Here is a 9,352-nt window from a genome sequence, read left to right on the forward strand (position 1 = left end):
CCCGCCGGTTCGATAGCCCGGGCATGCCGCGTCCACTGAGGTGGAAACGGCGTGCCCGGGCATCGGTTCATTCGTTGAATTGCTTACAGGTCATCAAGTAGTGGCTGATACTGGTCGGCTAGTTCTTGAGCCGTCTTGTCGGTTCCCACAACGATCTCACCAAACAGCTGCTCGAGCACGAGCTCTACCTCGCCACCGTTGAGACCGGAGGGCACCGAGTCACTTCCCGAGTATGCGGCTCTCAGGCCCTCGTTGAAGAACGGCCAGATGTCATCCAACCGTGGATCGGCGAGCGCAACGCTGTTACGCATCGGCACCGAGCCGTTGGCAGCTGCATCCACGAGCTGATCCACCGTTCCCACCCATTCGATGGCCTGCATCGCTTCGTGCGGATACGGGGTCGAAGAGGTGATTGCCCAGGAGCGGGCATTCGAGATCTGGTTGCCGCTACCTGAGGTTGGCGATGGAATGACGTTCCATTCAGTGCCGAGATTGAACCCTTCCAGTTCGTTGAACTCACCAGCGACGGTGAACCCGTCAAGAATGAACGCCGCACGCTGGCCGGCAAAGGCGCCGCGGGCTTCGTCCTCACCCCAGGAGATCGCCTGCGGTGGTAACAAGCCCTCGTCGGAAGCCTGCAACCACCAGTTCAAAACGTACAGACCACCTTCGGATTGCAAGTCAGGTACGGCACCGTCAAACGGTGCGCCGGCCGCGCTAAAGAGGGTCTTCAGCGTGGTGATGCCGGTACCCGGCTTGGCTTGGACCGTCAACGGAATGATCTCAGGGTCAGATGCCTTCACGGCGCGCATGGCGTCAAGGAAGCCATCGAGTGACGTGATACCCGCACAGTCGACTGAGGCCGCCTCACACGCTGCGAGGTTGTAGTAGATGACATCAAAGTTGGCAGTCAACGACACCCCGTAGATCCCGTCGCCGAACTTGTTCTCGTCCCAGGCGATGGGGAGAATCTGGTTGTAGGCATCGGGATCTTCTTGCTCCCACAGATTCTTCTGCTCCGTCATGTCAAGCAGCAGACCAGCGTTCTGGTACGCCTCAATGAGGAACGTGTCGTCCTGGATGACATCAGGGAGCCGCTGTCCGGCGTCTTGCATACGCTGGAGTTGCTGCAAAATATCGTCGTTCGATTCCGTCTGCACGGTCACTTTGATGTTCGGATGCTCTGCCATGAACCCGGCCCACATATCTGGTGGTCGGTAGTAATCGCGGGAGACCCAAATGAGCAGATCGATTTGTTCGTCGCCTCCGCTGGTACCTCCCGTTGCCGCCGTAGTATCCGACGATGACCCGCCGCAAGCGGCGATCACCATCGATAGGACTGCGAACAACGCCACAATCCGTGTCCATTTTCCAGTAGAACGAGTCATTCGCTCAGTTTCCCTTTCATCAGCGTCCGCCAAGGTCAGCCGGACTCCGGATCTTGCTCACGTGACGTAACTATCTCGCCGACGTCTGAACTCTCGCTTGATGTTGAAACGTACTCCGACGACAAGCGAGAGCGTGGAATGGATGGCACTTTCCTCGTGGTTCGACGACCACCCGTTCCCTCCTCCGGCCTACCGGCGCGTTACGAGACCCAAATCATCGAGGCCCCGAATATCGTGCATCATATACGATACGAGACGGGAAGGGGCTGGAAATCCGAATAGTTGTCAACGCTTCCTCAGAAGCATTGACGGCCTCCCGAACACCGAGCACCGCTGCGACGTGTTGCTCTGCAGATGCCAGCTCATGGGAGACGGCACCGGATCAATCTTCGCTCATCAACATCTTGAGCCGATCGAGATTGTCAGGGCTCATCTCGAGTTGCCCACGGTCAATCTGGCCGTAGATCTCGAAGACCGCCGAGTTGGCGGGGGTTCGAACATTAACCTCGGCACCCTTCTTGACGATGAGACCTGTGATGAACTCATACTCGCTGCGTCGCCCCTTCCGCTGATCTTGCACGACGGCGGTTACGGCGTCTTCGCCAACATGGGCATTGAGCGTGTCCATTGCCTTGAGGAGTACTTCGTCGGTTCCGCCACTGAACTCTTCAGCGCTCAAACCAAACACAGGCTCAAGCCGATATCCGAGGGCTTTTCCGACCGCAACGGACTCTTTCCCCAAACTCACCGAGATCTCGCGCATACCTGGCAGCCGGGCGGCCTCCGCGTTGCGGAGTCCAAACAATCCAAACGGCCCCATGACCATGGTGTTGGCGACCAACTTGGTCCACTTCGAGCCGTAAATGTTCGTCGACACTTCCGTTCTGGCAACCGCCGACAGGAGATCGGCCAACATTTCGGCCCGGGCCGTAACGGAGCCGTCCAGTTCGCCAACGGTTAGCCAGGTCCCCGAACGCGAGGTGTTGCGGGTCACGATGCCCGGTTCATAGATGTCACCCGACAACTCGATGGCACATCCGATAGTCCGATCACGACCAACGATCTCAGCATGCGCATCATCGTTCATCGAGTTCTGGATGCCGACCAGTACGCCGTCTTTCGCAAGATACGGTTCAATCAACTGCGCGGCCCATTTGGTGTCGTACGACTTCACGCAAATGATCGCAAGATCAAACATCGGTTTAATGGAAGCCAGATCACAGATGTGATTGGCATTCACAGAAACATGCAGGGCGAGGTCTGGCATGTTGATACGGAGGCCGTCTAACCGCATCTTCTCAACATGCGCGGGCCACTGGTCAATGATGGTTACATCGTGGCCTGCGTCGGTGAGATCGGCGGCAACACTCGAACCGATCGCGCCGGTTCCGACGACAACAATCTTTCTGAAAGCCATCCGGTTCAGCCTTGGTCGATCGGCACGGACTCGCCCGTGGCCAGGGACTGCTCGATAGCCGACGTCACGGCGACCACCCGGCGAGCCTCCTGAACCGTGGTGAGATAACAATCGGATCCGCTCGCCAGATAGTCGATCCATGACCTGGTTTCGTTGGCCAATCGACCGAACATGGTGTCGCCGACCCATTCACCCGTGGTCCGGCTGCCGAGGAACGCGAAGTTCAACTCCTGATTCGTTGCGTACGAGTTTCGATAACCGCGCTCTGAAAACAACATCTGATCGCGATGGTCGTCGTCAATGAGAAGGGCCCCTTCGGTGCCGAAGACCTCAAAGCGAATGCTCTGTCCGGTCGTAGGAAACCCCATCGGCAACATATAACAGACGCCGATATCGACCACCGTTCCGTTGCTGAAACGGATCATCGCCCAGGCCACGTCATCGACATCAAATCCGTGTTCCCGAAAGACGGTGCCATGGCCGCGGGCCACTACTTCGACCGGCACCTGCGGGGCGAGATACCAGCACGCCACATCCACCAGATAGGTAGCGATGTCGACGACCGGAGTGGCAACCGCCGAACGGTTCAGGATGGCCAGACCCTGGGCGCGGGAACTGTAAACCCGCCCGGTGAGACCAACCACATCGCCGATCATCCCGGAGGCGACATTGTCCCAGCCAACTGAATACTTCTGCAGGTATCGCATCGAGTAACCGACCCGAACATCCACGTCGGCTGCCTCGGCCGCAGCAACAATCTGGTCGGCATCTTCAAGTGTCAGGGCGAGCGGCTTCTCGATGAGTACCGGTTTTCCAGAAGCGATTGCCGCCAGAGCGGGTCCGGTGTGATTGGGCTCTGAGGTGGAGATGACAATGGCGTCAACCCGCTCGTCTGAAGCCAGCTCCTCGACCGTCTCTGCTACCAGATCGGCATCAAGATCCTCTCCGACGCCGACGGCCCTACCGTGATCTGCGTCCATCAACGCCAGAAAGTCAACCGACGGGTGCTGAGCGGCCAGCCGGGCTCGTTGGAGCCCGATCTTTCCGGTACCTACAACACCAATTCCGATATCGCGCCTATTCCGGGCCACGAGCCCTCCCATTCTCCATCACGCCGAGACCTGCTCGCTCCACTTCACGTACCGCTTTACGACGGCCTCATCAACCTCGACACCCAGGCCGTCACCCTCGGGGACCCGCAATTCCCCGTTCGCCACCCCGACCGGGTTGAACACCAGATCATCAACCAGTTTGTGATTGCTCAGTCCGATTCCCCCACTCATCTCTGGTAACGCGGTGCCGATGTGAAGCATGGCCGATCCCCCGATACTCGACGTCGCCGACTTGCCGGCCACATTCACGCCCAATCGCAACAATCGAGCCAGATAGGCCGCCGACATGAATCCCGTGATCCCACCCATCTTGATGGTCTTCATGCTCACTCCGGCCACGCCAACTTCCGCGTGGGCGATCAGGTCGGCAGGTTCATTGAACGACTCGTCGGTGTAGATCGGTACCGGACTGCGTTCGGCGACCGACCTCAACCGGCTCAAACTCCCCGGGGCAATCGGCTGCTCACAGAACGCCAGGTCGACGTCAGCAACCGCCTCCAGGAACCGTAACGCCTCGGCCGGCGACCAGGCACCGTTGGCGTCGATGGCAAAAGGAACATCGGGACCGATCGCCGCCCGAATCTCTCGGAGGGCAGCTTGTTCAAAGGCTGGTTCGGCGACTGACACTTTTGCCTTGAATGCCTGGACCCCGCGCTGTTGCCACTCGCCGGCTTTCTCCGCATCGCTCGGGTCGGCATTGACGCCAAGTGAGGCAGGAAGCGTGTCCCGGGCCCGCCCTCCGATGAGTTGGAAGACCGGCACACCAAGATGTTTGCCGGCGATGTCGTAGATAGCCATGTCGATGGCGCAAACCGCGCTCTGATTGTTGGCCATGGCTCCTGAGATCCGGGTATGGATTGCCGACACCGACTGCGGATCTTGCCCGATGACAAGGTCGGCCAGATAGGCGATGGAAGCCGCAATCCGGGCACCTGTGTCGCCGGTTAGGAGTGGCGCTGAGGCCGCTTCTCCCCATCCCACCAGGCCTGTGTCAGTTTCGATTCTGACGAGTGCATTATCGGCATCGTGCTGGACACGGCCCGCTTTGCGAAACGGAGACGTCATCGGAATGGTGACGTGCATGGCCTCCACTTTGGTGATCTTCAAAGGTCTCTCCTCGTACCCAGGGTGTACCCACATCGGGACCCAGTCGGCTTCGGCACCCGCCAGGCGGCACCATAATATATGATGCATGATACGAGGCGGATGGCCGGCGTGTCGGCAACAACACGCTGAAATCTGATCAGACAGACAGAACCGGACCAGCCTGATCGCCTCCCGTCGCCCGAACGTGGCGGGCGGAAACGCCTGGTGGACGATCGGAGCGATCCCCACCAACCGACCGAATGGAGCATGATGGAATCGTTGAGAGTGGCCTCAGTTGGACTCGGTTGGTGGGGCGCCACGCTCGCCGAAAAGGCGACCAAGGCCGGTATCAGTCTTGTCGGTTGCTATGCCAGAACGCCGGAGAGCCGGGACGAATTTGCCGCCGCTCATGGCGGCCGACCCGCCGCAACACTCGATGAACTTCTATCGGACCCCGATGTCGAAGCGGTCATGATCGCTACTCCTCACTCCACCCATGCCGACCTGGTTGCAGAAGTAGCCGCCGCAGGCAAACACGTATTCGTGGACAAACCATTCACGCTGAAAGTCGCCGAGGCCAAGCGAGCGATCCGCGCCGCCGAGCAGGCGGGGGTCGTGCTTCAGGTTGGGCACAACCGACGTCGCCAACCAGCCACCCGGAGGCTAAAGGAGATGGTGGATGCGGGGACACTCGGCATGATCCACTACGCCGAAGCCAACCTTTCGTACCCTAAGGGACTCACACCGCGGAGCGGGTGGCGGGGCGATCCGGCCGAGAGTCCAGCTGGCGGCATGGCCGGGCTGGGAGTCCACATGGCTGACAATCTCATCTATTTGCTCGGGCGGCCGGCCAGAGTGGCAGCCTTCAGCAAGCAGATCATCGCAGTTCGCCACCTCGACGACGTCACAACCGCAAACGTTGAATTCGAGAGCGGACCGCTGGCGTTCCTTGGATCAGCCATGGTCATCCCCGACATTGCTCGCACCGCGGTATGGGGCACCGAAGCTGCTGCCTGGAACGAGAACGATGGCGAAGAGTTCTACTTTCAGCCGGTCGGTGAAAAAGTCCGAGAACAACAACCTGTCGCAAACCTTGATACCGTCGCTGACGAACTCGAAGAATTTGCCCGCAACATTCGCACCGGTAGCCGGCCCGAGACGGGTGGTCCAGAGGCGCTCGAAGTCGTCGCCCTGTTCGAAGGCATCGTCGAAAGCGCCGCGACCGGGCGGGTGGTGGATCTCGACGAAGTCCGCGCCAGAGAGTAGGTGGTAGAGCAATCAGGACCCGTAGGAGGGTACCGACCCCACGGTGACGCCTAGGCGGCGGCTCCGGCGGCTCCGTACACGGAGGTAAGAACCTTGACGGGGATCGATTCGGCTCCAGCGCGGTTGCGCAGGATGATCATCCAGTCGTCATGAGCAACTTCGATTCCGAGGTACTCACCGGTTGCGGTACGACCCGATTGTGTGGTCGCTTCATATATGCCACCTACCCGTAGGTGGTTGATGTCGATGGTCGCAGCGATCTGCGACCCTTGATGTGCCTGCATGGCACTCCTTTCGTGGGCCCGATTGGGCCCCTTGCTGTCAAATGTGAGTAGAGGTCGACGGCGGGTCACTACGACCAGCACCGTCAACGGTGGGAGTTCTGGCAAGATTGATTCAGCCAGGGCGGTTTCATGGCGGGGGGGCGGCGATACTGCACCGAAGCCACGATGTACGCGCACGAGTTCTGGTAAATCCGAAGGAACGACCTTGAGAAAATGAGGTCGAAGCTGCGAGACCGAAATCAATCGAGCCCACTAAGCCTACTCGATCTACGACCAATATCGAAACACCAACCCCAGACTCGCAAAGATTCAACTCAAACTCCGTGGCGAGTCGATCGGCTTTGGCGAACCAGGTAGGGTGCCGTCATGGCGCATCTCGAGCAACACATGACCCATCGGATCGGCTGGCTTCGTGCCGCAGTACTTGGAGCCAATGACGGCATCGTGTCGACGGCCAGCTTGGTAATTGGCGTCACCGCGGCGCATGGAACCAAGAGCGCAGTTCTAATAGCCGGCATAGCTGGCCTCGTGGCTGGTGCGATGTCAATGGCAGCCGGAGAATACGTCTCAGTGAGTTCCCAGGCTGACACGGAATCCGCCGACCTGGCCAAAGAGACCAAGGAACTGGCAGACGATCCCGAGGGCGAACTCATCGAACTAGCCGGGATCTACCGTTCCCGCGGGCTTGAGGCCGATCTCGCCAGAGAAGTTGCCAGCCAGCTCATGGCCCACGATGCGCTCGGGGCCCACGCCCGCGACGAGCTCGGCATCTCAGAAGTCATGACCGCCCGCCCGATCCAGGCGGCGCTCGCTTCCGCGGCGACGTTCACGGCAGGAGCCGCCCTTCCCCTGGCAGCGGCAGCTCTATCCCCGGACGCCGCCCGGGTGTGGGTTGTGGCGGTGATGTCGCTCTTCTTTCTCGCCTTGCTTGGAAGCGTCGGCGCCAGGGCCGGAGGTGCTCCGCTAGGAAGGGCTGCCGGTCGGGTCACCTTCTGGGGTGCCCTGGCCATGGTCGTAACTGCGTTGATCGGCGCGGCGTTCGGCACAATTGTCTAGGCGCGACTCCTTGGACAGAGGGGTCGGGCGCATTTGTAATTAGGCTCGCGCCCCATGCGAGACAGTGCTGGTACCGATGCCAGCCAGAAGAAAATTGGCGTCGCGGGTGCAACAGCCATCGGCATCGGCGCAATGGTGGGCGGCGGCATCTTCGCGGTCCTTGGCGTTGCTGCGACCAAAGCCGGTGGAGCGACGCCCATCGCTTTCATCTTGGGAGGAGTCGTGGCGGCGCTCACCGCGACCAGTTACAGCCGACTATCGGTGGCTTACCCGAGCGCCGGCGGAACAGTGGCGTTCGTCGATCGCATTTTCGGTATACGTGAGCTCACCGGGAGCCTGAATGTCACCTTGTGGGTCGGATATGTCGCAACCACCGCCCTGTACGCCTCAGCTTTCGGCAACTATACGGCAACTCTCTTCCCGGGCGGCACCAATCCATCACCGTTCCTGGTGACGGCGCTCGTCGTAACTGGCATCGCCGGTCCGTGGGCAATCAATCTCTTGAATGCCGCCTTAATCGCCAAAACAGAAAGCTGGATCGTTGCGTTCAAACTCATCATCCTGGCAGTCGTCATCGGTGCTGGGGTCCCCGCCGTCAATACAGCCAAGCTTGACCCGGGATCTTGGAAACCACCTGCCGCGATCATCGGTGCCGGGATGCTAATTTTCGTTGCCTACGAGGGGTTCGAGCTGATCGCCAACGCGTCGACTGAGGTCCGCAATCCTCGACGGACTCTACCCAGAGCCTTTGGACTGGCGACGGGAGTAGTCATATGCCTTTACGTACTCGTGGCCGGAGTCGTGGTCGGGTCATTGTCGGCGGCCGAAATCACACGATCAGCGGAGTTCTCCCTGGCCCAGGCTGCTTCCGTAAGCCTCGGCTCCGTCGGGTTCAAGCTGGTGGCGGTGTCAGCCATGCTGGCAACGCTGTCGGCCATCAACGCCACTCTCTATGGTGCCGCCCGGCTCAGTTTCACGCTGGCGACCGAGGGTGAGCTTCCGTCCCGGTTCGAGCAGCTCACATGGACGCAACCGGTTGGGCTGCACATCACCGCCGGGACTGGACTGGCCATGGCCGTCACGCTGCCCCTCGAGAGCATTTCAGCAGTGGCGAGCGCCATCTTCCTGCTCGTGTTTGCTGTCGTGAATGCCGCGGCCTTTCGCTCCTCTGGTGACATTGGAGCAAATCGGTGGCTGGCGGCAACAGGAGCGTTGGCCTGCACCGGGTCACTGGGTGTCCTTCTACTCCAGACCGGTAGAAACGACCCGGCCGCAATCGCAGCATTGGCAATCTTGCTCCTGGCCGCCCTCGGTTCAGAACATCTGACGCTTAAGCATCTCCGAACTCAAAGAGTTCTCGGTAAGCACTAGTCGATCGACGAAGGTTCCGGGTCGTACCAGGGTCCGTGCCGGCCGATGAGGCGATCAACGCTTTCGACCGGTCCCCAGGTCCCGATCGTATACCGTTCAGCCGGGGCATGGTCACGAGTCACACCATCGACGATCGCCCAGGCCGACTCGACACCTGCCACCGAGGTGAACAGAGTTTGGTCCCCCGCCAGCGCGTCTCCGAAGAGCCGTTCATAGGCAGTGAGTTCGGGGCCGGCTTCGCTGTGGAGCAGCAACTCGCCCATCTCCCCTACGAACTCGGGTCCCGGTTCCTTGGTGCGGAGGCCCAAAGCAAGCTGGCCGTCGGGGGTGACCCGGACACGCACGTAGTCGGATCCACCGCTTGGGACATGA

At 60.3% G+C, this 9,352-nt stretch carries 9 protein-coding genes; 3 read left to right on the forward strand and 6 right to left on the reverse strand.

The features are described from left to right. Positions 1-83: 83 nt before the first annotated feature. The 4 genes from JJE47_09875 to JJE47_09890 form a co-directional block, all read right to left on the reverse strand. The gene (locus tag JJE47_09875; protein MBK5267729.1) at positions 84-1,388 is read right to left on the reverse strand and encodes an extracellular solute-binding protein; all 1,305 of its coding nucleotides are present in this window, start codon (positions 1,386-1,388) and stop codon (positions 84-86) included. A 382-nt stretch (positions 1,389-1,770) separates the two neighbouring features. Continuing rightward, positions 1,771-2,805 carry a 2-dehydropantoate 2-reductase gene (locus JJE47_09880; GenBank protein ID MBK5267730.1) on the reverse strand — a complete coding sequence of 345 codons (1,035 nt, stop codon included), beginning with the start codon at positions 2,803-2,805 and terminating at the stop codon, positions 1,771-1,773. Positions 2,806-2,810: 5 nt separating this feature from the next. Then, positions 2,811-3,896 carry a Gfo/Idh/MocA family oxidoreductase gene (locus tag JJE47_09885; GenBank protein MBK5267731.1) on the reverse strand — a complete coding sequence of 362 codons (1,086 nt, stop codon included), beginning with the start codon at positions 3,894-3,896 and terminating at the stop codon, positions 2,811-2,813. 18 nt (positions 3,897-3,914) lie between these two features. Then, complete coding sequence (locus JJE47_09890; protein ID MBK5267732.1) at positions 3,915-5,024, reverse strand: mandelate racemase/muconate lactonizing enzyme family protein; 1,110 nt, start codon at positions 5,022-5,024, stop codon at positions 3,915-3,917. Positions 5,025-5,228: 204 nt separating this feature from the next. Here JJE47_09890 and JJE47_09895 point away from each other — a divergent pair, with 204 nt between their 5' ends. Next, complete coding sequence (locus JJE47_09895) at positions 5,229-6,269, forward strand: Gfo/Idh/MocA family oxidoreductase (protein MBK5267733.1); 1,041 nt, start codon at positions 5,229-5,231, stop codon at positions 6,267-6,269. A 50-nt stretch (positions 6,270-6,319) separates the two neighbouring features. On the opposite strand, the gene JJE47_09900 is transcribed toward JJE47_09895, so the two are convergent. Further along, positions 6,320-6,553, reverse strand: coding sequence for a hypothetical protein (locus JJE47_09900; GenBank protein MBK5267734.1), 234 nt, complete (start codon positions 6,551-6,553; stop codon positions 6,320-6,322). 366 nt (positions 6,554-6,919) lie between these two features. On the opposite strand from JJE47_09900, the gene JJE47_09905 reads away from it, so the two are divergent. Together JJE47_09905 and JJE47_09910 are read left to right on the forward strand one after the other, a co-directional pair. Further along, positions 6,920-7,609 carry a VIT family protein gene (locus tag JJE47_09905; protein ID MBK5267735.1) on the forward strand — a complete coding sequence of 230 codons (690 nt, stop codon included), beginning with the start codon at positions 6,920-6,922 and terminating at the stop codon, positions 7,607-7,609. 54 nt (positions 7,610-7,663) lie between these two features. Next, positions 7,664-8,980 carry an amino acid permease gene (locus JJE47_09910; GenBank protein ID MBK5267736.1) on the forward strand — a complete coding sequence of 439 codons (1,317 nt, stop codon included), beginning with the start codon at positions 7,664-7,666 and terminating at the stop codon, positions 8,978-8,980. Here JJE47_09910 and JJE47_09915 read toward each other — a convergent pair. After that, positions 8,977-9,352: glucose-6-phosphate dehydrogenase (locus JJE47_09915; GenBank protein MBK5267737.1), on the reverse strand; the 376-nt coding region annotated here is incomplete at its 5' end. The two genes, JJE47_09910 and JJE47_09915, sit on opposite strands and share 4 nt — an antisense overlap.

The sequence above is a fragment of the Acidimicrobiia bacterium genome, assembly GCA_016650365.1.
Lineage (GTDB): Bacteria > Actinomycetota > Acidimicrobiia > Spongiisociales > JAENVV01 > JAENVV01.